This window comes from Aureimonas fodinaquatilis (genome assembly GCF_008369445.1).
GTDB classification, from domain to species: Bacteria; Pseudomonadota; Alphaproteobacteria; order Rhizobiales; family Rhizobiaceae; genus Aureimonas; species Aureimonas fodinaquatilis.
This window is the reverse complement of record NZ_VTWH01000005.1, coordinates 106921-131101: the sequence shown is the minus strand read 5'-3', so window position 1 is coordinate 131101 and position 24181 is coordinate 106921. Positions and strand designations below refer to the sequence as shown.

At 58.8% G+C, this 24181-nt stretch carries 15 protein-coding genes; 12 read left to right on the top strand and 3 right to left on the bottom strand.

Features of this window, described 5'->3' with window-relative positions; genetic code table 11:
- Positions 1-4 precede the first annotated feature (4 nt).
- The 6 genes from addB (at position 5) to glpK (ending at position 10807) form a co-directional block, all read left to right on the top strand.
- Complete coding sequence (gene addB / locus FPY71_RS16740) at positions 5-3112, top strand: double-strand break repair protein AddB (protein WP_149301477.1); 3108 nt, start codon at positions 5-7, stop codon at positions 3110-3112.
- Entirely contained in the window at positions 3109-6669 is a 3561-nt protein-coding gene (gene addA / locus FPY71_RS16735; RefSeq protein ID WP_149301476.1) for a double-strand break repair helicase AddA, read from the top strand. Before addB ends, addA begins: the two co-directional genes overlap by 4 nt.
- Positions 6670-6781: 112 nt before the next feature.
- Positions 6782-7105: a thioredoxin gene (gene trxA, locus FPY71_RS16730; RefSeq protein ID WP_149301475.1), complete on the top strand. Its 324-nt coding sequence runs from the start codon at positions 6782-6784 to the stop codon at positions 7103-7105.
- A gap of 12 nt (positions 7106-7117) precedes the next feature.
- Positions 7118-8131 (top strand): bifunctional enoyl-CoA hydratase/phosphate acetyltransferase, encoded by a 1014-nt coding sequence (locus tag FPY71_RS16725; RefSeq protein ID WP_149301474.1) that lies wholly within the window; start codon positions 7118-7120, stop codon positions 8129-8131.
- On the top strand, positions 8128-9291 hold the full coding sequence (locus FPY71_RS16720) for an acetate/propionate family kinase (RefSeq protein ID WP_149301473.1): 1164 nt from the start codon (positions 8128-8130) through the stop codon (positions 9289-9291). The genes FPY71_RS16725 and FPY71_RS16720 overlap by 4 nt, the downstream gene beginning before the upstream one ends.
- Positions 9292-9313: 22 nt before the next feature.
- The gene (gene glpK, locus FPY71_RS16715) at positions 9314-10807 is read left to right on the top strand and encodes a glycerol kinase GlpK (RefSeq protein ID WP_149301472.1); all 1494 of its coding nucleotides are present in this window, start codon (positions 9314-9316) and stop codon (positions 10805-10807) included.
- On the opposite strand, the gene FPY71_RS16710 is transcribed toward glpK, so the two are convergent.
- Entirely contained in the window at positions 10804-12018 is a 1215-nt protein-coding gene (locus FPY71_RS16710; protein WP_149301599.1) for an FAD-dependent oxidoreductase, read from the bottom strand. The two genes, glpK and FPY71_RS16710, sit on opposite strands and share 4 nt — an antisense overlap.
- A gap of 138 nt (positions 12019-12156) precedes the next feature.
- Here FPY71_RS16710 and FPY71_RS16705 point away from each other — a divergent pair, with 138 nt between their 5' ends.
- Positions 12157-13545, top strand: coding sequence for a sensor domain-containing diguanylate cyclase (locus tag FPY71_RS16705; RefSeq protein WP_149301471.1), 1389 nt, complete (start codon positions 12157-12159; stop codon positions 13543-13545).
- Between the two features lie 84 nt (positions 13546-13629).
- On the opposite strand, the gene FPY71_RS16700 is transcribed toward FPY71_RS16705, so the two are convergent.
- Together FPY71_RS16700 and FPY71_RS16695 are read right to left on the bottom strand one after the other, a co-directional pair.
- Positions 13630-15633 carry an acetyl-CoA carboxylase biotin carboxylase subunit gene (locus FPY71_RS16700; RefSeq protein ID WP_149301470.1) on the bottom strand — a complete coding sequence of 668 codons (2004 nt, stop codon included), beginning with the start codon at positions 15631-15633 and terminating at the stop codon, positions 13630-13632.
- A gap of 8 nt (positions 15634-15641) precedes the next feature.
- Complete coding sequence (locus FPY71_RS16695) at positions 15642-17174, bottom strand: acyl-CoA carboxylase subunit beta (RefSeq protein WP_149301469.1); 1533 nt, start codon at positions 17172-17174, stop codon at positions 15642-15644.
- Between the two features lie 311 nt (positions 17175-17485).
- Between FPY71_RS16695 and FPY71_RS16690 the strand changes: the two genes are divergently transcribed.
- The 5 genes from FPY71_RS16690 (at position 17486) to FPY71_RS16670 (ending at position 24155) form a co-directional block, all read left to right on the top strand.
- Positions 17486-19150 carry a thiamine pyrophosphate-dependent enzyme gene (locus FPY71_RS16690; protein ID WP_149301468.1) on the top strand — a complete coding sequence of 555 codons (1665 nt, stop codon included), beginning with the start codon at positions 17486-17488 and terminating at the stop codon, positions 19148-19150.
- 46 nt (positions 19151-19196) lie between these two features.
- Positions 19197-20867 (top strand): alpha/beta hydrolase, encoded by a 1671-nt coding sequence (locus FPY71_RS16685; protein WP_246160667.1) that lies wholly within the window; start codon positions 19197-19199, stop codon positions 20865-20867.
- A 25-nt stretch (positions 20868-20892) separates the two neighbouring features.
- Complete coding sequence (locus tag FPY71_RS16680) at positions 20893-21936, top strand: NAD(P)-dependent alcohol dehydrogenase (protein WP_149301466.1); 1044 nt, start codon at positions 20893-20895, stop codon at positions 21934-21936.
- A gap of 98 nt (positions 21937-22034) precedes the next feature.
- Positions 22035-22577: an invasion associated locus B family protein gene (locus FPY71_RS16675; protein WP_149301465.1), complete on the top strand. Its 543-nt coding sequence runs from the start codon at positions 22035-22037 to the stop codon at positions 22575-22577.
- Positions 22578-22877: 300 nt separating this feature from the next.
- Complete coding sequence (locus tag FPY71_RS16670; protein ID WP_149301464.1) at positions 22878-24155, top strand: imelysin family protein; 1278 nt, start codon at positions 22878-22880, stop codon at positions 24153-24155.
- Positions 24156-24181: the final 26 nt, after the last annotated feature.

Sequence of the window (24181 nt, the reverse complement as noted above, 5' to 3'; positions counted from 1 at the left end):
GCCCATGTCGCGCCGCGTCATTTCCATTCCGCCCAGCCTGCCATTTCTGCCAACGCTGGCGCGCGAAGTGCTGTCTGGCCATCTCATCCCCGGTTTTGCCCCGGCGGGGGACCCGCTGGCACTCGCCGCATTGACAATCTACGTGCCGACGCGGCGTGCGGTGCGTGGGCTGACAAGTGCGTTTGCAGCGGAACTGGGCGGCCAATCCGCGATTCTGCCGCGCATTCGCACCTTGGGCGAGGAAGACGAGCGTGCGGCCTTTCTGCCGACAGACAGCGCCAGCCTGCTGCCCGCCATGCAACCCCTGCACCGCAGAATGCTGCTGGCGCGGCTGGTTCGTTTCTGGAAAGAGCAGCTTGCCCAAGCCACCGCCGCAATGTTGGATGGTGAAGAGCCGCAGCTTCCTGCCTCTGCCGCTGATGCGTTGTGGCTGGCTGCGGATCTGGCCACTCTGCTGGATGAGGCAACGGATGAGGGTGCGGATCTGGCAGCGCTGACCATGCTGGGTCTGGAAGACCGGCTGGCAGGCTGGTGGCAGATGACGCTGACATTTTTGAGCATCGTGACCCAGCACTGGCCCGCGGAGCTGGATGCGCTGGGGCTGGCGGATGCAGCGCGCCTGCGTCTGCAATGGGCCAGTGCGCAGGCAGACCGCTACAGGACGAATGGCAGCCCCGATCCGGTGATCGTGGCTGGTGCGGTGACCACCGTCGGGCCAACGCTGGAACTGATGCGCGCAGTGGCCGAAATGCCCAATGGAGCAGTGGTGCTGGCGGGTGTGGACACGCATCTGGATAATGAAAGTTTTGCCGCCATTGACCGTGCAGTGTCCATTGCCGCGCCGGGCCATCCGCAATACGCCACACGCCGCATGCTGGCCAGCCTTGGCGTGGACAGGCATGACGTGCTGGCACCGCAAACCAAGCCACCTGCCGGCCTGATGCACAGGGAGAGGTTTTTTTCCAACGCCTTGCGCCCGGCGGAAACAACGGAGCATTGGGCAGGCCAGAGCATTGATGCAGCGCAGGCTCTTTCCGGCATGGCACTGGTTGAGGCGGCCGACGAGCGCCAGGAAGCACTGGCCATTGCCATTGCCATACGCGATGCACTTTCCAACCCCGACCATAAGGTGGGGCTGGCCACCCCCGACAGGCAACTGGCGCGGCGGGTGGTTTCAGAGCTGGAACGCTTTGGCATTGCTGCCAACGATTCCGCCGGACAACCTTTCACCGCTTCCCCGCCCGGAACATTGATTCAACTGGTGCTGTCCGTCTGCCTTGCACCGGGCGATCCGGTGGCATTGATTGCGCTGCTGAAGCATCCGCTGGTCCGCCTGGGCCTGCAGGCTGCCGAAACGCGGCGTGGTGCACGCGCAATTGAGCTGATTGCCTTGCGTGGCGGTGTTGGCAGCGCAGATGCAGCCGAACTTGCCAACGTGTACCGGCAGCGCACGGAACGCCTGGCGACCGGTGAACGAAAATCCCGTGTTCTGCAGTTGATGTCGGCTGAAGAGCAGGATCTGGGCACACAGGTCTGCGAACGGCTTGCCCATGCCCTGGAGCCCTTGCTGCTTTTGCGTGGCGGGGCGCAGAACGAAGTGCCTGCCTATGCAAGGGCACTGGCTGAGTGTCTGGAGCGATTGGCCAGGGATGAGAATGACAGTCTGAGCCTTCTGTATTCCAGCGAAGCCGGAGATTGCCTTGCCGCATGGCTGCGCGAACTGATTGCCCTGCCGGAAACCGGTTTTGCCTTTGCACCGATGGAGTGGCCGGATGTGGCCGCAGCCTTGATGGCCGATCAGTCGGTAGCAGCGCGTGGTGGCCTTTCTGCACGGGTGTTTATCTGGGGTGCACTGGAGGCGCGGCTGCAGAACATCGATGTGATGATTCTGGGCGGGCTGAACGAAGGCACATGGCCGCAAAGCGCACGCGGCGACACATTTCTTTCGCGGCTGATGCGGGCCGAAATTCTGCTTGATCCGCCAGAACGGCGCATAGGCCTGGCCGCACATGATTTCTGGATGTCGCTGGGCAATCGGAGGCTGATTTTAACCCGATCGCGGCGACGCGACGGCGCGCCCGCCATTGCTTCCCGCTGGTTGCAACGCCTGTTGACCGTGGCCGGCAAAGATGGGGCAGATGGTCTGCGCGCAGAGGGTGATGTTTATCTCGGCTATGCGCGCAGGATGGATGAGGTGACGGAAACGCCGCGCATTGACAGACCGGAGCCACGCCCGCCTTTGGCCATGCGCCCGCGCCGCTTTTCCGTGACGGAAGTGGAGAGGCTGATCCGCGACCCATATGCCGTTTATGCCCGGCGGATTTTGATGCTGGAACCGCTGGAGCCGCTGATCCGCGCGCCGGGGGCGGCAGAACGTGGCAGCCTTTATCACGATGTGCTGGCGGCAGCCGTTTTGGAAAAGCTGGATCCGCGCCAGCCCGATGCGCTTGAAAGGTTGCTGGATCTGGCACGCAGCCAGTTTGCTCAGGCCGGGCTGCCTGCGGAAGTGCATGCCGTCTGGTGGCCGCGTATGGAAAGGCTGGCAGCCCATTATCTGGAATGGGAACGCCGCCGGGACGATGATGTGGCCGAGCGGCACGCGGAACTGGCGGGCGAACTGACCCTTGCCGATCTGGGCATGCTGTTGACCGGCCGTGCCGACCGTATTGATAGAATGCGGGACGGGAGGGTTGAAATCATTGATTACAAAACCGGCAGCACCCCGTCCATTCCCCAGGCCCGCAGCCTGATGGCACCGCAATTGCCTCTGGAAGGTGCCATGGTTCAACAAGGCGCGTTTGAGGCTTTTGCTGCCGGAACCGGGGTCGCCGAACTGCGCTATATTCGCCTGAAAGAGCAGGAGCTTATACCGCAGGCCCTTTCCCGACAGGCAGGGCGCGGGCAGGAGGCCGTGACCACACAAGAGCTTTGCGATGGTGCGCTGGCGCAGTTTCGCAGCCTTGTTGCACTGTATCGCAACAGCGAACGGGGCTATCTTTCCCGGGCACATCCGCTGCGCGCGAGTGAGTTTAACAACATTTACGATCACCTTGCCCGGGCGCGGGAATGGGCGGTGCAAACCGAGGATGACAGCGCGGAGGATGAGGAATGAGCGGCCTTTCCGTCTCCGCACAAACGGGCGCCGCACAGGCACTGGCTTCTGACCCGGCGCGTTCGGTGTTCGTGGCCGCCAATGCCGGTTCGGGCAAAACCCACGTTCTGACACGGCGCGTGGTGCGTCTGCTGCTTGCCAACGTACAGCCCAATCGCATTCTGTGCCTGACTTATACCAAGGCCGCCGCTGCCGAAATGCAGGGCCGCGTGTTTGACATGCTGTCCCGCTGGACCCAGTTGGATGATGCCAGTCTGGCACAGGCTCTGGCCGGACTTGGCGCAACCGACATCTCCTCGCGGCATCTGGCGGAAGCGCGGCGGCTTTTTGCCAGAGCACTTGAGACGCCCGGTGGCCTGAAAATTCAGACAATTCACGCCTTTTGCGAAGCAATTCTCCATCAGTTTCCGCTGGAGGCCAATGTTCCCGGCCATTTTGAGGTGCTGGATGATGCAGGCAGTGCGTTGCTTCTGGCAGAAGCCCGCCGACTTCTGATCACCGGTGCGAATCTGCAAGGAGGTTCCGGTGCAAACCCGGCGCTGACCAGAGCCTTTGCAGATGTGCTGGAGTTGAGTGGCGAAGATGGCCTGAACAGGCTGATTGCCGAATGCGTGGCCCGGCGCGACGGATTGAATGAATATTTGCAGGGCAGTGGTGGGCTGGATGAGGCGATACGCCTGATTGCAGCAGCGCTGGATGTGGACAGCAATGCCGAACCCGAGGCCGTTCTGGCACCCGTTTCATCGCCGCCAGGATTTGACCCGGAATTTCGGGCGTTGCTGGCAGCAGCCGCCAGCAGCAGCGACAAGGCAACCGACCAGAAGCTGGCGGACCGGTTGCAGATCTTTGCTGAAGCCGAAAGCAATGAACAGAAATTTGCCGCGCTTTGCGATCTGGCCTTCAAGGCCGACGGCAATCGCTATGCGCTGCGCAGCATTGCCACCGCAGCCGTTGTCAACAAACTTGCCGACCTGCCGGATCGGCTGGAATTGCTCTGGAGCTTTCTGGAAGAACTGGTCGATGCGCTGAAGAGTGCCCGGCTTTTGCAGGCCAGTGCCGCGGCTTTGACCATATCCTGTCAGCTGGAAATCGACTATCGGACTTTGAAAGCCCGGCGCGGCAGGCTGGATTTTGAAGACCTGATTGTTCGCACGGCCAATCTGCTTTTGCGCCGGGAAGCTTCTGCCTGGGTTCACTACAAGCTGGATCGCGGCATTGACCATGTGCTGGTGGATGAGGCGCAGGACACCAGCCAGCGGCAATGGCAGGTGATACGCGCGCTGGTGGATGAATTTTTCCACGGTGGTGACGATCAGCGCCGCCCGCGCACAGTGTTTGCCGTTGGCGATGAAAAGCAGTCCATCTATTCTTTTCAGGGTGCCTCCCCGGCAATGTTTGCTGATGAACGGCGGCGGCTGGAAGCTTTGGCGCACGGCGCGGGTCTGCCTTTTGACAAGGTCAGCATGCACCAGTCTTTCCGGTCGGCCAGTGAAATTCTGCTGGCAGTGGACCATATTTTTGATGCTGACGAGCATCGGCGTGGCCTTTCATCCGATAGCGAGAAGCCGGTGCATGCCACGGCGCGCACCGGGCAGCCGGGGCTGGTGGAAGTCTGGCCTGTTGTTCAGCCAATGCAGATTGCCGAGAGCGAGGATTGGCAGACACCGATCGATCATCAGCCGCAGAATGCGCCTGTGCATCGGCTGGCACGCCGCATTGCCGGGCAGATTGACAAATGGGTAGGCACACCCGTGACGATAAAGGGTGAAACCCGGCCGTTAAACGCCGGGGATGTCATTGTGCTGGTGCGCAAACGATCTGCCTTTGTAGGAGCGATGGGCGCGGCATTGCGGGAGTTGGGCAACCCGGCAATTCGCGTGGCAGGCGCCGACCGGCTGACAATAACCGACCATCTGGCCGTTCAGGATATGATGGCGCTGGGCCGCACCGTCTCCAACGCCGAAGATGAGCTTTCGCTGGCCGAGGTGCTGAAGAGCCCGCTGTTTGATTTCACCGATGATGACCTGATGGCATTGGCGCTTTCGCGCCGGGCAGATCGGCCACAGGCATTGTATCTGGCGCTGCGCCTGCTGGCGGCGGAAAATGGTGCTGACCTGCTGCCGGATTTTGTGGTGGAAAAGGACCGTGTGTGGCGGAAGGCGCATTATGCCTTCAACCGGCTGGAAGAGCTGCGCGGGCGCGCGGGATATGGCGGCGTTTTCAGCTTCTATGCACGCATTCTCGGGCCGGAGGGCGGCCGCACGCGGCTGGCATCCCGGCTTGGGCGTGACACCGGCGAAGTGCTGGATGCTTTTCTGGATCTGGCGCTCAAGGCCGAAAGCGAGGGGCAAAGCAGTCTCGATAGTTTTCTCGCCAATCTGGCAGCCAGTCCGCCCACGGTGCGCCGTGAAATGGCCGAGGCGCATGGTGAAGTGCGGATTATGACGGTCCACGCTTCCAAGGGCCTGGAAGCGCCGGTGGTGTTTCTGGTCGATCCCGGTTCTGCGGCCTTTGTAAGCCAGCACGCTGCAAAGCTGATTGAGTGGGAAGACATGCCCGGTCTGCCGCCAAAGCGACAACCGGGTTTTCTTTGGGTGCCCAACAAGACTTTCAAAAACCGTGCCGTTGAAACTTTGGCAGAGCGGGAAAAGCAGCGGGCGGAAGATGAATATCGCCGCTTGTTTTATGTCGGCCTGACGAGAGCTGCAGACAGGCTGGTGGTCTGCGGCTTGACCGGCAAGATCGAGACAAAAGACACAACCTGGCTGAAACAGGCTACCGAAGCGCTGGGACCTGTGAGCACGGTTTTGCGAGATGCCCGAAACGAAATCACTGGCTGGCGCTTTGGTGAGCTGCCGCAAATCACGCCGGCTGCCCTTGATTCTTCTCCGTTCAGAGAGCCCGCGCTTCGCCCTATTGACCTTTCCCCCCTTCCCCCGGAAAAAACCGGCCCTCGCCCGCTGGCTCCTTCAGCCGCAGGCGGCCAGTATATTGAAGAAGCTGACGCAGAAGCCATTGGCTCACCGGTGTTTGCCACGGCAATGGCACCGGAAAAGGCGATTTTGCGGGGTCAGCTCACGCACCGGCTGTTACAGGTTCTGCCTGAGCTGCCATTGCAAGAGCGCCAGCCTGCAGGCGAGCGTTTTCTGGAAAAATCTGCAGCAGACTGGGCGCAGAACGAGCGCGCAGCCCTCCTGGCCTCCGTGACAGTCATTCTGGAAGACCCGCAATTTGCCGCGCTGTTTCAACCAGGAAGCAGGGCCGAGGTTGCCATTGCCGGTACCGTTTCCCTCAATGGCCGCAGCTTGCCGGTGAATGGCTTGATCGACCGGCTGGCGATTGACGGCAATGAGGTTCTGCTGGTGGATTACAAAACCAATCGCCCCTTCCCGGCGCGCGCAGAAGATGTACCGAAACCGCACAGACTGCAACTTGCGCTATATGCCGCCCTGCTGGCCCCGCTTTATCCACAGCATCGCATTCGTGCCGCGCTTTTGTACACTCATGGGCCAGCGCTTCTGACATTGAACAGTGATCAGTTGCGGTTGGAGACTTGAAGGCCGGGAAAAAAATTTCTAACTAAGTATTCAGGAGAGGCGCTGTCGCATTCGGCGGCGTTCAAATTTCTTTCACAGCGCCATGCCCTGTGGCGCGCAAGCGGAGCCTTCCATGGCCACGAAGAAAACCGACATTGCTTCCTTTGATTCAGATGTTCTGCAGTCTGCAAAACCAGTTGTGGTAGACTTCTGGGCCGAATGGTGTGGACCCTGCAAAATGATTGCGCCAAGCCTTGAAGAGATCTCCGAGGAAAACAGTGCAGTGCAGATCGTCAAGGTTAACATCGACGAAAACCCGGACCTTGCGGCTCAATACGGCGTACGCTCGATTCCGACGCTGATGTTGTTCAAGGATGGCCAGCAGGCATCTGTGCAGGTTGGCGCTGCACCCAAGTCCAAACTCGTGGCCTGGATCAACTCAAACATTTCCGCCTGACGGCTGCGCGGGATGACAGCGCTCCAGCCAAAAGCTGGCGAACGGGTTTCCCAACTGGACCGGCTGTTGAACATGGCCGGGACTTCTGGTGTGCAACAAAGCGGAGAGTCGTTTCAAAAACTCTCCAGCGCACCGGTACGAACCGCAATTGTGCACCCGGTTGATGCCATATCGCTGGAAGGTGCGCTGGAAGCAGGTCTGCTCGGGCTGATAGACCCAATCCTGATCGGGCCGGAGCACAAAATTCGCAAAGCCGCGGCCGCGGCCGGTCACGATATCAGCGCCACCACCATTGTGAATGTAGAGCACAGCCACGCCGCCGCGGAAGCTGCCTGCACCATGGCCCGAAACGGTGAAGTTGGCGCTCTGATGAAAGGCAGCCTGCACACCGATGAGCTGCTGGCTGCGGCGGTGAACCGAGCCACCGGCTTGCGAACAGACCGGCGCATGAGCCATGTTTTCATCATGGATGTGCCGACTTACCCACGCCCGCTGTTCATATCCGACGCGGCCATTAACATTTTGCCGGATCTGGCCACCAAGGCCGATATTGTTCAGAACGCCATTGATTGCGCGCAGGCCTTGGGCGTTTCCCGCCCCAAAGTGGCTCTGCTTGCAGCGGTGGAAACGGTGCACTCTTCGATGCAGGCCACGCTGGATGCGGCGGCTCTGTGCAAAATGGCGGACCGTGGGCAGATTACCGGCGGTGAGCTGGACGGCCCGCTGGCGTTTGACAATGCCGTGTCCCTGGAAGCCGCGGAGCGGAAGGGTATTGTGTCTTCCGTGGCGGGATGTGCGGATATACTGATTGTGCCTGATATCGAGGCGGGCAACATGATGGCCAAGCAGCTTTTCTATCTGGCCAATGCGGAATCCGCCGGTATTGTCATGGGTGCGCGTGTGCCGATCATTCTGACCAGCCGGGCAGACGGACGCCTTTCACGGTTGGCCTCTGCCGCTGCGGCTTTGATGGTCGCGCGGTATCAGGAAGCAGTCCGCTATGAAAAGGAGACCGCACAGCAATGAGCCACCTGCTTGTGCTGAATGCCGGTTCTTCCAGCCTTAAGTTTGCGGTGTTTGACCGCGCCCTGGCCGAAATTTGCCGAGGGGCAATTTCCGCAATGGGCAGCGCACCCCGTTTTCAACTTGAAACGGCTGATGACCAAAGCGAAAAGCACGCTTTTTCTGGCGCTTCCCTGAGCATGGATGATGCTTTGGCCTATGTGCTGAAGCGGCTGGCAGACAGGTTCCCAAACCTGCGCATTGCTGCCATAGGCCACCGGATTGTGCATGGTGGAGTTGAATTCACAAAACCGGCCGTGCTGACCAGCCAAACCCTTGCCAAACTGCGAGAGCTGGAACCACTGGCTCCATTGCACCAGCCTTATAACCTGGCCATCGTGGCAGAGGCGCAGAAGCATTTTCCGGATGCAGTGCAGATTGGCTGCTTTGACACGGCGTTTCATGCCAACCGGCCAAAGCTTCAGAAATTATATGGCCTGCCCCGCGCCTTGATTGATGAGGGTATGATTTCTTACGGCTTTCATGGCCTGTCATTCCAATTCATTTCAGGGCAACTGCGCAAGCGTTTCGGCTGTGAGGCTGGCGGCAAGGTCATTGTGCTGCATCTTGGCAGCGGCTCCAGCCTGTGCGCAATGCAAAACGGCCACAGCCTTGCCACCACCATGGGTTTTTCGCCGCTGGACGGGCCAGTTATGGCCACAAGATGCGGGACTATTGATCCCGGCATATTGCTGCATCTGATGCTGCGCAAAGGCATGCAGCCGCAGGCGGTGGAAGACTTGCTTTACAGGAAATCCGGACTTGCCGGACTTTCGGGTACCAGCGGCGACATGCAATCTCTGCTTGCCGACACCTCGGACGATGCGCAGGAAACGCTGGATTATTTTGTGCTCAGTGTTTCACGGCAGATTGGCGCGCTGGCCGCCAGCATGGGCGGGGTCGACCATCTGGTCTTCACGGCCGGCATTGGCGAAAATTCCGCCCCGGTTCGCGCCCGACTTGCCAATGCTGCAGGCTGGCTGGGCCTGGAACTGAATGAAGCTGCCAATGACAGCGGCGCAGTGGACATTGCAGACAAGAACAGCAGAATTGGCTGCCTTGTTTTGAAAACCAATGAAGAACTGGCCATGGCCGAGGGTATGGCAACGCTGCTGGAACAATGAAGCAAAGGCGGGGGAGGATACCATGCCAGGCTATGTGCTTGCGATTGATCAGGGAACAACATCCACCCGCGCCATTGTTTTTGACGAGAAGCTGCGCGTGCGGGGCGTGGGACAGCAGGAGTTTCCCCAGCATTTCCCTCACCCCGGCTGGGTAGAGCACAACCCGGAAGATTTGTGGGAAAGCACAGTTGCCACCATCCGCACGGCACTGGCAGACGCGGCACTATCGGCGGCGGACATTGCAGCCATTGGCATTACAAACCAGCGGGAAACCGTGGTTCTGTGGGAGCGAGCAACGGGCAAACCCGTGCACAATGCCATAGTCTGGCAGGACCGACGCACCAGCGCCTTGTGCCGGAATCTGGCGGCTGGCGGCAATGAGTCGATGGTGAATGAGCGCACAGGCCTGCTGCTCGATCCTTATTTTTCAGCAACCAAACTGGGTTGGATATTGGACCATGTGCCGGGCGCGCGGCAGAGGGCGGAAGCTGGCGAGTTGGCCTTCGGCACAGTCGACAGCTTCATTCTGTGGCGTTTGACAGGCGGACGTGTCCACGCCACCGACGCAACCAATGCCTCCCGCACCCTGCTGTTCAATATCAATCGCAATGAATGGGATGAGGATCTTCTGCGTCTGTTTTCCATTCCGGAAGCATTGCTGCCCGACGTCAAAGACTGCGCGGCAGATTTTGGCACCACCGATCCTGATCTGTTTGGCGTGGCTATTGCGATTTGCGGTATTGCGGGAGACCAGCAGGCGGCCACAGTGGGGCAAGCCTGTTTCGCGCCGGGCATGCTGAAAAGCACCTACGGCACTGGCTGCTTTGCGGTGTTGAACACAGGCGAACAACGCGCCGTTTCCCGAAACCGGCTGTTGACGACGATTGCCTATCGGCTGCAAGGCCGTAACACCTATGCCTTGGAAGGATCCATCTTTGTTGCCGGAGCCAGCGTGCAATGGCTGCGCGATGGTTTGCACCTGATTGAACGGGCAGATGAAACCGGCCGCATGGCAGCGATGGCGGATGACGGTGAAGACGTATACCTTGTTCCAGCCTTTACCGGGCTGGGCGCGCCGCATTGGGATGCTGATGCACGGGGCGCATTTTTTGGCCTGACGCGAAACACCGGCCCAAACGAATTTGCCCGGGCGGCACTGGAAGCAGTTTGTTACCAGACAGCCGATCTGCTGGACGCCATGCGGCGGGACTTTCCGCAGGCGTCAGACACCGTTCTGCGGGTTGATGGCGGCATGGTGGCATCTGACTGGACCATGCAGCGCCTGGCCGACATTCTGGATGCACCAGTGGACCGACCGGTTATTTTGGAAACTACAGCCCTGGGTGCGGCCTGGCTTGCCGGACACCATTCGGGCGTGTGGCCGGGAATGGACGGGTTTTCGGCGCGGTGGCGGCTGGAGAGCCGGTTTCAGCCGCAAATGAGCGCAAAAGAGCGTGACCGCAAGCTGAAGGGCTGGCGCGATGCAGTGAACCGGACGTTGAGCAATCATAGCTAGTATTTCTGGCGCTTGACATGTTCCGGTCGGATGCCAAGTCCGATCAACCGCCCGGTGAGATGGGCGAGCACTGGCCAGCGGGCGATTTTTCGCATGATGCCGGGCGGGCCGGCGGTGGAGCCGGCTTCACGGCGTTTTTTCGCGCCCTTCTGCATCATGACCTGAAGTTTCTGCGTCAGCCTGGCCGGCCATTCACGCCGCTTTTGCACCGCCGCCAGATGTGCGTCCGACACTCCCCCTTTGCGCAGGGGGCCTGTCAGAATATTCGCGGCTGCCACCGCATCCTGAATGGCCAGATTAACCCCTACGCCGCCAATTGGCGACATGGCGTGCGCCGCATCACCGATGCACAGAAGGCCCGGCTTCCACCAGCGCCGCAACCGGTCTATGCGAATGGTCAATAATTGCACATCGTCAAACGAGGTGACTTCATCCAGCCGGCTGGCCGGCAATGGCAGCGCCGGTGCCACCATAGCGCGAAACGCGTCAATGCCCTTCTGCTGAATAGCGGCATGGCTTTCGCTGCGCAGAATATAGCCGCACTGCCAGAAGGCTCCGCGGTCAATCATCACCAGACCCTGCTGCGGCCCGGCATGGCTCATCGTATAGGGCGGATCGTCTGGCTGATGCGACAGTCGAAACCACAGGACTTCGCCCGGTAAGCCAAAATTATCGACCTCCAGCCCTGCCGCTTCACGCAGGCCTGACTTGCGACCTTCTGCCACCACGACCAGCCCTGCCCGCACGGCAAGTTCGCCATCTGCTGTCTCTGCATTCACACCACAGACGCGGCCGTCTGCCTCGATCAGGCCTGTCACCTTTGCCGGCATTTCCAGCCGCAGACCGGCGGCTTTGGCTTCCTGCGCCAGCAGGTTGAGAAAATCCCATTGCGGCATGAAGGCAATGTAGCGGCACCCCACCGGCAATCTCGAAAAGTCCGCAATGGTAACTTGCGCGCCACCGATTTCCGCCTGCAACGAGTTGGCACGAGTATGTGGCAGCGCAAGCAACTGTTCCAGCAGCCCAATCTCACGCATCACCTCCAGCGTGGACGGGTGGATGGTATCGCCGCGGAAATCGCGCAGAAAATCCGCGTGCTTTTCCATCAACACCACGTCGATTCCGGACTTTGCCAGCAGGACTGCCAGCATCATGCCCGCTGGGCCTCCGCCAACGATGGCGCAATCTGCATCCAGTTCTCGCAATACCATGCCCTGCAAATGAATGACACCCGTGCGGGTTGTAAGGGAAACACCCGCAACAGGCAAAGAAATCTACCCCAAGTTTCTTCTGTATGACATATATTTATATTATAATTTGACTCGCTTGTGTCTGTGGCGGCCCTTTGAATGTATCAGCTTCGAAAGCGGCAGCGTGCGATAGTGCGGTCGTTTCACCCGCGTTTCGTATGGCTGATCGGCATTATTGTTGGCCTGCTCATCGTCATGATACTGGCCGTGACCGTGTTCTTCAGCTTTCGCCAAACTGCGGATGTGCATCGCCATGAGGTGCAGTTGGCACAAGGGTTCGTAGACTCCCAGTTGCGAGAGCTGCGCCGTATCGCCGAAGATTATGCCCAGTGGGACGAGGCTTTCGTTAATCTGGTGGAGCAATCCAACCACCGCTGGGCCAACAGGCGGTTTGGCCCAGCGGTGCTGGGGCGCTATGGGTTTGACATGGTGTTCGTGCTGGATGGCAGCGGCCGCATGACCTACGGCATGGTCGGCGGTTCACCCTACACCGGCAGAATCAAGGATATTCTGAAGAACGGCCTTCTGGCGCTGCTGCGTGAGCGGCTGAAAAGCGGCACAGGCACCTCTGTTGTCGGCACCATTCTGGTCAACAATCAACTGGCATTGGCGGCAGTGGCGCCGCTGCGGCCATTTGACCGGCCCGATCATTCCAGCATCTTTGCCCAGCACACTCTGGTGCTGGTGGAGTTTATGACGCAGGATCAGCTTGACGCAACCGCAGCGGTGCTCGGTCTGGATGAACTGCAAGTTGTGGACAGCGGCCTAGCCACCGAAAGCGCAATCCCGCTGGTAACGGCCGATGGCCGTGTTGTGCGGCAACTGGCCTGGGAAGGCAAAAAGCCGGGCCGGGCCATCCTGTTGAGCCTGTTGCCACCGCTGCTTCTGCTTCTGACCGGCATAGCCGGAGCGACAGGCTTTGTGCTGCATCAGGCCATGGAGTCTTCAACACGGTTGCAGGCCAGTGAAGCGCGCGCCTCACGCGATATGCTGACTGGCCTGCCCAATCGGTTGGCATTGACTGAGCGGCTGCAGGCTCTCACTGCCTCACAGCGCAGCATGCCGGAATTTTCCATCATGTATCTGGACCTTGACGGGTTCAAGATCGTCAATGACACCTATGGCCATGATGTGGGCGATGAGGTCTTGCGCGAAACCGCGCGCCGCATGCGCGCACTTCTGCCCACCGGGTCCAATGTCTACCGGCTGGGTGGTGACGAATTTGCAGCACTTTTGCTTGGCCAGACAGATGTTGCTGCCGTGCGTGCGCTGGGCGAGCGCATGATACGCCGGGTCAGCAGCCCGATCGAGTTTGATGGAATCGTCACCCGCGTTGGCATAACCATTGGCGTTGCCCTGTCACCCACAGAAGGGGTCATGGGCGTCGACCTGCTGCGCAAAGCGGATCAGGCGCTGTATTTCGGCAAACGCACGCAAAAAGGCACGGTGCGCTTTTACCTGCATGAAGATGAGAAGCTGATTGCATAAGTCCGGGCAGTTGCCTGCCCGGACTTATGCGTTTCATGTCTTTCAGTCTGCTCGTGACGCTCTGAAGCAAATACTCCAGCCAGCCTACTCGAACTCCATGATCAGCTCATCAACCGCAAGGCTTGCACCAGCGGCTACCGCCACATGCTTAACCGTGCCGCGCCGCTCTGCCCGAAGAACATTTTCCATTTTCATCGCCTCCACGGTTGCCAGTGCCTGCCCCGCTTCCACAACATCGCCAACTACCACCTCTATTGCGGTGATAACGCCGGGCATTGGACACAGCAGCAATCTGGACGTATCCGCCGCCACCTTGACCGGCATCAGCCGGGCAAGCTCGGCAACTCGGGGCGAACGCACATTGACCTTCACGTCCATGCCGCGCCAACGCAAGCGGCATTGAGTGCCGGCAATATCCGTTTTGACAGCCAGCATCCCGCCATCGATATCAAAGTGGCCGAGCGTCTGTCCGGGCAGCCATTGGCTGGCAACATTCTGAATTTGCCCATCCTGGAAAACGACCGCTACGCCGTTCGCCGCCTCGTCTACCGTAATGGCAAAGGAATGGTTGGCCATGGCAACGTCAAATGTCCGGCCAATCCTGCGCTTGTGGTGAGCCATCGCGCCGGAAATTCCTGCAGACCGCGCGGCCTCTCGCAGCACCATGAACGTTGCAACGGCTGCCAACTGCCGCGCCTGTGCGTCATCGGGTGCAACTCCGGTGAAACCATCGGCAAATTCTTCGGCGATGAAGCCCGTTGTCAACCGCCCCTCCCCGAAGCGCCTCTTGCCCATCACGGCCGATAGAAACGGCAGATTGTGGCCAATGCCTTCCAGCTCGAACTCATCCAGAGCATCGCCCAGTGCGGCAATCGCCGCATCTCGGTCTGGCGCGTGGGCGCACAGCTTGGCAATCATCGGGTCGTAGTACATCGAAATTTCGCTGCCTTCGGCAACTCCGGTATCGTTGCGGATGTTCGCCCCGCCTTGACGCTCACCTTCCGCCGGTGGGCGGTAGCGGGTCAACCGGCCGATGGACGGCAGAAAATTGCGAAACGGATCTTCCGCATAAACGCGAGCCTCGATGGCCCAACCTGTGCGGCGGACCGTTTCCTGCGAGGTGCGCAATGTCTCCCCGGCTGCGACGCGGATCATCTCTTCCACCAGATCAAGCCCGGTGATCAGCTCTGTCACAGGGTGCTCAACCTGCAAGCGCGTGTTCATTTCCAGAAAATAAAAATTGCGGGAACCATCCACGATGAACTCGACGGTGCCAGCGGAATGATAGCCAACCGCTTTGGCCAGAGCCACAGCCTGTGCGCCCATGGCCTCTCGCGTCTCGGCATCCAGAAATGGCGATGGCGCCTCTTCGATGACCTTCTGGTTGCGGCGCTGAATCGAGCATTCCCGCTCGCCCAGATGCACAACAGTGCCATGCCTGTCGCCCAGCACCTGAATTTCGATATGCCGGGGCTGGTCGACGAATTTTTCGATAAAAATCCGCTCGTCACCGAAGGCGTTGCGCGCCTCGCTGCGTGAAGAGTTGAACCCCTGACGAGCCTCATCCGCATTCCACGCAACGCGCATGCCTTTGCCGCCACCGCCGGCAGAGGCCTTGATCATCACCGGATAGCCGATTGAATCGGCGATTGTCACCGCTTCTTCAGCCGTTTCAATCAGCCCCATGTGTCCCGGCACTGTCGAGACACCCGCTTCCGCTGCCAGTTTTTTAGAGGTGATCTTGTCTCCCATTGCGTCGATTGCCGTTGGCGGCGGGCCAATGAATGCCACGCCCTCGGCCTCCAGCGCTCTGGCAAAGGCAGCATTTTCCGACAGGAAGCCGTATCCGGGATGCACCGCATCCGCACCGGTCTGCCGAATGGCATCCAGAATTCTTTCAATCGACAAATAGGACTGCGCCGATGCCGCCGGGCCAATGCCAACCGCCTCATCCGCCTCGCGCACATGCACAGCGTCTCTGTCTGCGTCGGAATAAACTGCAACTGTAGCAATGCCGAGGCGGCGAGCGGTGCGAATGACGCGACAGGCAATTTCGCCGCGATTGGCAATCAGAATTTTTTTGAACATCGGCGCTCTCACAGCGGAATATTGTCGTGCTTGCGCCACGGTGTTTCCACCGTTTTGGCGCGCAACATTGCAAAGGCGCGCGCAATTCTGCGGCGGGACGAATGCGGCATGATAACCTCATCAACAAAGCCACGCTCTGCCGCAACAAACGGGTTGGCAAAGCGCGCCTCATATTCCGCGGTGCGGGCCGCAATTTTTTCAGCATCGCCCAGTTCTGAACGATAGAGAATTTCAACCGCACCCTTTGCACCCATCACGGCAATTTCCGCCGTGGGCCAGGCATAATTGATATCCGCTCCGATATGCTTGGACGCCATGACGTCATAGGCGCCGCCATAGGCCTTGCGCGTGATGAGCGTAACCATAGGCACGGTTGCTTCCGAATATGCAAACAGCAGCTTGGCTCCGTGTTTGATGACGCCGCCATGTTCCTGCGCAGTGCCCGGCAGAAAGCCCGGCACATCCACCAGAGTCAGGATGGGAATGGAAAAGGCATCACAAAAACGCACGAAACGCGCAGCTTTGCGGGATGCGTCAATGTCCAGACATCCTGCCAGCACCATTGGCTGGTTGGCCACCACGCCCACGGTCTGCCCTTCCATGCGGATAAAGCCGATCAGGATATTGCGGGCAAAATCTGCCTGAACCTCGAAAAAATCTGCCTCATCTGCCAGCGCCAGCACCAGTTCACGCATGTCGTAAGGTTTGGCTGCATTGTCCGGCACCAGAGTATCCAGCCGCATTTCCAGCCGCTCCGGATCGTCAAAAAACGTGCGAACCGGGGGCTTTTCGCGGTTGTTCAGCGGCAGAAAGTCAAAGAACCGACGCACGCCTTCCAGCGCTTCAATGTCGTTTTCATATGCGCCGTCGGCCACGGATGATTTGCGCGTATGGGTGCGCGCACCACCCAGCTCTTCTGCCGTTACCGTTTCATTTGTCACGGTTTTAACCACGTCCGGCCCGGTGACAAACATGTAGGACGAGTCACGCACCATGAAGATGAAATCTGTCATGGCAGGGGAATAGACCGCGCCGCCCGCACACGGACCCATGACCAGCGAAATTTGCGGCACCACGCCTGATGCCTCGGCATTGCGGCGAAACACTTCCGCATAGCCGGCAAGTGAGGCAACACCTTCCTGAATGCGCGCGCCGCCGGAATCGTTCAAGCCAATCACCGGCGCACCGTTGCGCACAGCCATGTCCATGATCTTGCAGATTTTGGCGGCGTGGGTTTCCGACAGGGAACCGCCAAGAACGGTGAAATCCTGCGAGAACACATAGACCAGGCGGCCGTTGATCGTGCCCCAGCCGGTGACCACGCCATCGCCCGCAACCTTCTGCGAGGCCATGCCAAAATCGGTTGCCCGATGTGTCACATACATATCGAATTCTTCGAACGAACCTTCGTCCAGAAGCACCTCGAGACGCTCGCGCGCGGTCAACTTGCCCTTGGCGTGCTGAGCGATAATCCTTCGTTCGCCGCCGCCCGCCCGTGCCTCTGCCCGGCGTGCGTCCAATTGTTCGAGAATGGCCCGCATAGTCCTCCCCATTCCAGAGCGTGCCCCGTGATCATTCGAACACCCGGGCTGCTCTACCTCTTTGTTCTGCCGCCCTGTCCTTCCGCTGAAACGGCTCCGTATCAGCGGGGAATGCTCTGATGGCATTTTCGTCGACGCCCGAAAGTGCACCGTGTTTTGCTTCGCTGCAATTCGTGACGCACAAGCTGTTTTGCAGTTTGCTGTTTATCAGTATCTTTCGCCACCACCAGCATGCAATCTGCCCTCATGACGCCTTGTTTTGCGCTTTTGCACACGCAATAAGTCATGGGTCATACGGAGAAAGTGAAATTATGAAACGCAGTGGCGGGCAGATTCTGGTCGATTGTCTATCGGCGCAAGGCATTACCCATGTTTTTGGAGTTCCGGGAGAAAGCTATCTGGCAGTGCTGGATGCATTTTACGACTGTTCGCCGCAGATTCGTTTTGTGAATACCCGCAATGAGGGTGGCGCCAGCTTCATGGCCGAAGCGCATGGCAAATTGACCGGCCAGCCCGGCATAGCGTTTGTGACACGCGGTCCGGGCGCAACAAATGCCTCCATCGGCATTCATGCCGCAATGCAGGCGTCGACGCCGATGATCCTTTTCATTGGGCAGATTCCGATGAGTGTGCGTGGACGCGAGGCATTTCAGGAAGTGGATTATCGCGCCTATTTCGGCCCCTTGGCCAAATGGGTCACCGAGATTGAGGATGTGGAGCGCATTCCCGAAATCATGTCGCGCGCATTTGCCACCGCGCTTTCGGGCCGCCCGGGGCCCGTGGTGGTTGCCCTGCCTGAAAATGTGCTGAGCGATATGGCTGACGTCACGCCAGGGCGAAAGGTCATTGTGCCGGAGCCAGCACCAGCGCCAGCCGAAATTGCGCAGATTGCCGAGCGGCTGGGCAAGGCGGAGCGCCCGCTGATTCTGGCAGGTGGCAGCCGCTGGACAGAGTCTGGACGCAATGCCTTGCATCAGTTTGCCAGCGCCAATGGATTGCCGGTGGCCAGCGCATTCCGGTTCAATGACCTGTTCGACAATCACTCCCAGAATTACATCGGCGAAGCCGGCATTGCCATGGCACCGCATGTGCAGAAAATGATTCGCGAGGCCGATGTCATTCTGGCTTGCGGGGTGCGGTTCGGCGAAATGACAACAGGCGATTATTCGCTGTTCAGCGCACCGGACACACCACAATTTCTGATACACGCCCATGCTGCAGACAGCGAACTGGGCAAGATTTACCAGGCGAATTTGCCGGTGCACAGCGGACCCAACACTTTGTTTGCGGCCTTGGCGGATCAATCGCTGGCACTTTCCCCCGGCCGCGAGGCCTGGCGTGCCAGTGGGCGAGATGCTTTTGTAGCCGCGCTGGAATGTCCGCAGCAGCCAGGCCCGGTGGATATGGCAGCCGTGATGGCGCATCTGCGTCAGATCTTGCCGGATGATGTGATTGTGACAAACGGCGCCGGCAATTTTGCGACCTGGCCCGGCAAGTTCCTGCCGTTGAAAACTGCCGGTCGCCTGTTGGCACCGCAAAGCGGGGCCATGGGCTATGGCCTGCCTGCCGCAGTTGCGGCCAAGCTTGCTGCGCCTGAGCGGCTGGTTCTGTGTTTTGCCGGTGATGGTGATTTTCAGATGAACATCCAGGAACTGGCGACGGCCTCTCAGTCTGGTGCGGCGCCGGTGGTTCTGGTGCTGAACAACGGCACCTACGGCACCATTCGCATGCATCAGGAACGGCATTTTCCAGGCCGGGTTTCCGCAACCGACCTGTCCAATCCGGACTTCGTCAAACTGGCGCAGGCTTTTGGCTTCCACAGCGAAAGGGTGGATACCACTGCCGGCTTTGCCGCCGCATTTGACCGCGCCACAGCCGCGCCGAACGGTGCGGTGCTGGAACTGATTATTGACAAGGAATCTCTGACACCGCGCCAGACATTGAGCCAGATCAGAGCAGCGGCGATGCAGAAATAAACGGATTGGTGCACGGAACCAACGGACTTGGGTGGAAGGGGAAAAAGTGACGCAATCTGATCTGGCAGGCAGAAACATTCCCCGCCACTGGTTCAAGCGCCTGTCAACAACGGGCATTTTCATTGGCGGGATTTGTCTTGCGGCATCGCTGACGCCCAGTCTCATTCCTCGCAGCTACATGGTGCAAGGCGTGCTTTCCGGCACGGCATTTGCCGTTGGCTATGCCGCAGGCGTTTTTGCAGTCTGGCTCTGGCTGTATCTGCAATTGCCAACACCCAGGCGCTCAATTGCCCTGTGGCTGCGCCTGCTCACTGCGCTTCTGGTTGCGGCATTAGCGGTTCTGTGCCTGTGGAAGGCGGCCGAATGGCAGAACTCCATTCGCGCCTTGATGCAGATGCCGCCAGTGGACACGGCGCATCCTTTCCGCACCGGTTTGATTGCCGCGCTGGTGTTTCTGGTCTGGCTGGCACTCGCGCGGCTTTTCAGCGGCGTCGTTCACCGTGCATCAGCCTATCTGCAGCGTGTTCTGCCGCGCCGTGTGGCAAATGTGCTGGCAGCGGCCGTTGCCATCGCGCTGTTCTGGGGTGCAATTGAGGGTGTGCTTTTCCGACAGACCTTACATCTGGTCGATAGCTCATTCAGAGAGCTGGACAGTTACATCGACGCCGACACCCCGCCACCGGCAGACCCCATGAAGACGGGCAGCAGCCAGTCGCTGATAGCCTGGGAAAGCCTGGGCGCACGCGGCCGTGAATTCATAGCGACCGGGCCGGATGCAGCGGAAATTGGGGCGTTCTTTTCCGAACCGGCCATGGAGCCTCTGCGCACCTATGTCGGGTTGAATACAAGGGAAACGGTGCAGGAGCGTGCGGCTGTCGCCCTGCAGGAAATGCTGCGCACCGGCGCGTTTGAACGCGAGGTGCTGGTTGTGGTTGTTCCCACAGGGACCGGCTGGGTGGATCCTGCAGCGATGGACCCGCTGGAATACCTGCATCGCGGCAACATTGCATCCGTCGCGATGCAATATTCCTATCTTTCCAGTTGGTTGTCTTTGCTGATCGAACCGGGCTACGGTGCAGAAGCGGGTCGCGCGCTGTTTCAGGCAGTTTATGAACACTGGACCGGTTTGCCCCCCGGGGAGCGTCCCCGCCTCTATCTGTATGGGCTGAGCCTTGGAGCCATGAACTCCGAGCTTTCCACGGATCTGTTCGAGGTGATTGCCGACCCGTTCCAAGGTGCATTATGGGCGGGCCCGCCGTTTCCAAGTTACACATGGCGCAAAGTAACGAATGAGCGACTGCCCAGCACAACCGAGTGGCTGCCAAGCTTCCGTGACGGAGCAATCATCCGCTTCACCGGGCAGAAAAACAATCTTGAAAACGCCAGCGCCCCATGGGGCCCGGTGCGGATCGTCTATCTGCAATATGCAAGCGATCCGGTGACGTTTTTTTCGCCGTCCAGCGCCTATCGCGAACCGGACTGGATGAAGAGTCCAAGAGGTCCGGATGTCTCACCGGAACTGAGGTGGTTTCCTGTCGTAACAATGCTGCAATTGGCAGTAGATATGATGCTGGCAACAACCACACCCATAGGTTATGGCCACATTTATGCGCCCGAGCATTACATCGATGCCTGGATGGAAGTCACAAGTCCGCCACCTCTTTCCCCGGAGGAGCTGGACCGCCTGAAGAAACACCATGCCGCCCGCTTTGAATAGCGGTTGAACAGACCGGAGACGCCAAATGGTCATGCAGCAGGCCCTTGTTCTTGAACGCCGCAACGAGCTTTCGCTGCGAGACATTGATCTGCCGGACGTCACCGGCCCGGGCATGGTTAAAATTGCCATAGACACCGTGGGCATCTGCGGGTCGGACGTCCACTATTATACCCATGGCAAAATTGGCAGCTTCATTGTTGAAGAGCCAATGGTTCTGGGACATGAAGCCGCTGGCACGGTGGTGGAGATTGGTGCCGGAGTTTCTCACCTGAAACCGGGCGACCGCGTATGCATGGAACCCGGCATTCCGGATCCGCAATCGCGCGCCTCACGCCTCGGGCTTTATAACGTGGATCCGGCAGTGACGTTCTGGGCAACCCCGCCGGTGCACGGTGTTTTGACGCCACAAGTGGTGCATCCGGCTGCCTATACATTCAAGCTTCCGGACAATGTCAGCTTTGCTGAAGGCGCAATGATCGAGCCATTTGCCGTGGGGTTGCAGGCCGCGCAAAAAGCTCGCATTGCTCCGGGAGACGTGGCGGTTGTTATTGGCGCCGGTCCGATTGGCATTATGACTGCGCTGGCCGCTCTTGCGGGCGGCTGCTCTACCGTTGTCATTGCAGATATGATGGCAGAGAAACTGGAAATTGCCGGTCGCTATGCGGGTATTGTACCGGTGAACATCAAGGAACGCCCCCTGCAGTCTGTGGTTGATGAATTGACCCATCAATGGGGCGCCGACGTGGTTTTTGAAGCCAGTGGCTCTGCCGGCGCATGGAAAACACTTTTGTCACTGCCGCGACCGGGTGGCGCAGTCATTGTCGTCGGCATGCCAGTTGAGCCCACACTGATCGACTGGGCAACGGCATCCACCCGGGAAATTCGGTTTGAGACCATTTTTCGCTATGCTCACCAATATCCTCGCGCCATTCAAATGATTGGCGCTGGCAAGGTCGATCTGAAACCCCTGATCTCGGAAACCTTTGACTTCTCCCGCTCGATCGAGGCCTTTCAACGCGCGGCCGAGGGCAGGCCAACCGATGTGAAGCTGCAAATCAAACTGCGATAGAGATAGATATCTTATAGTTTACATTATAACGGTCATCTATTAGTAATTTTACAGTTAACCCTGTACACCTCGCTCTGAATTCGAAAGATTGGAACTTTATGGGCTTTGCAACCAAACTCGCTCGCTTTGCCATACCTGCGGCTCTGTGCGCTTTTCCACACACACCGGCGCTGGCGCAGAACGCCACCACAGGTTTGCCAAACGGTGCAACGTCGATCAACGAGACTTACGACGAATGGATCGTTACCTGCCTGAACGGTCCCAACGGCAAAGCCTGCTCGCTAGCCCAGATTCAGAACGACCAGAAGTCCGGGCAGCGCGCGTTGGCAATTCAGTTGCAATCTTCCGCTGAGACAGCAACGGGCGTCCTGCTGCTTCCATTCGGCCTTCAACTGTCTGAAGGCGTAACTATGGCAATCGACGAAGCCACGCCCCTGGAAAAAGGTGCATTTTCAACTTGCCTTCCGCAGGGCTGTATGGTGCCGTTGAACTTTGATGCCGAAAAGCTTGCGGCACTGAAGACCGGCAAGCTTCTTCAGCTTGCTGCCCGGCCTATGGGAGCTGCCGAAGATGCAAAGCTGCAAATCTCACTCAAAGGATTCAACGCAGCCCTGAACCGGGTTCAGGAACTTTCAAAGTGAAGCTTTTCCCTGAAATGGTTGCATTTCAAAAGCCGGACACTGCGGCTTAGCAGAGAGTTCAAGAGCTTTTCATAAGCGAATCCTCGCATGAAATGCTCAATTGAATTCAATTGGTTGGAGCAATTTTGTTCAGTCGATCGACTGGCGAAATTGCTCTTTGCCACTTGCTGCTGATTGCGGCACATATGCTGATTGTTTTCCTGGAACAATTCTATATATGATAATTTGACACAACAATATGTTTGAGCCATTAGCCTATGCAGCTTTCAGCCTTGATGAAGCGGCATGAGGAGATTGAAAATGGTACGCAAGTCCGTCATTGGTGCCTGTCTGGCGCTTTTCACCGCGACAACCGCGCTTGGCGTCCTGCCAGCAGCGGCGCAAACTCAGCCGCAGGCCGTGGTTGAGCATTATGCGGCGCTCGCTCTGGCCAAATATCAGGACTCGCTGACAACGGCCAAAACACTTGATCAGGCAATTGACGCCTTGATCGCCACACCCAGCGCACAGACACTTGCAGCGGCTCGTACCGCGTGGATAGCGGCCCGCGTGCCATATCAGCAGACGGAAGTTTACCGTTTTGGCAATGTCATTGTGGATGAGTGGGAAGGCCGCGTGAATGCATGGCCGCTGGATGAAGGGCTGATCGACTATGTTGATGCCTCTTACGGCACGCAAAGCGACAGCAACGAGTTTTATGTCGCCAATGTCATTGCCAATCCAAAGCTGAGCATCAACGGGCAGGATCTCGACTTTTCCGACATCAGCCCTGCCCTGCTGGAAAGTCTGCAGGAGGCTGGCGAGGTTGAGGCCAATGTGACGACTGGCTACCACGCCATTGAATTCCTGCTCTGGGGGCAGGATCTGAACGGCACCGAGGCGGGCGCGGGCGACCGGCCATACACCGATTTTGACACGGCCAACTGCACGAATGGCAATTGCGAGCGGCGCGCTGCCTACCTGAAGGCGGCTTCGGAACTGCTGATTGCCGATCTGGAAGAGATGGTGGCGAATTGGCAGGCCGATGGCGCGGCGACACAAGCTGTTGTTTCTGACCCCGCTGCTGGCCTGACCGCTATTGTAACCGGCATGGGCTCGCTGTCCTATGGCGAACTGGCCGGTGAGCGGATGAAGCTTGGCCTCCTTCTTCACGATCCGGAAGAAGAGCATGACTGCTTTTCTGACAACACGCACAATTCGCATTTTTACGACGCGGTTGGCATCGCATCCGCCTATACGGGCGATTACACGCGCGTTGATGGTACGAAGCTTTCCGGCCCATCCCTTTCCGACCTGATTGCTGAAAAGGATGCCGACCTTAACACGGAAATGCTTGGCAAGCTGGATGTGACCGATACGGCAATGAGCGCTGTTGTTGCCCGTGCGGAAGCAGGTGAAGCCTATGATCAGCAGATTGGCGAAGGCAATGAAGCGGGCAACGCAGCCGTGCAGGCCGCCATTGACGGGCTGATTGACCAGACCAGAACAATTGAGCGCGTGGTGGCGGCGTTGAATATCGGCGCAATCTCAATCGAAGGCTCTGACAGTCTCGACAATCCGAACGCAGTGTTCGAATAGAAAAGGAGAGCCGCAGCGCAAGAGCT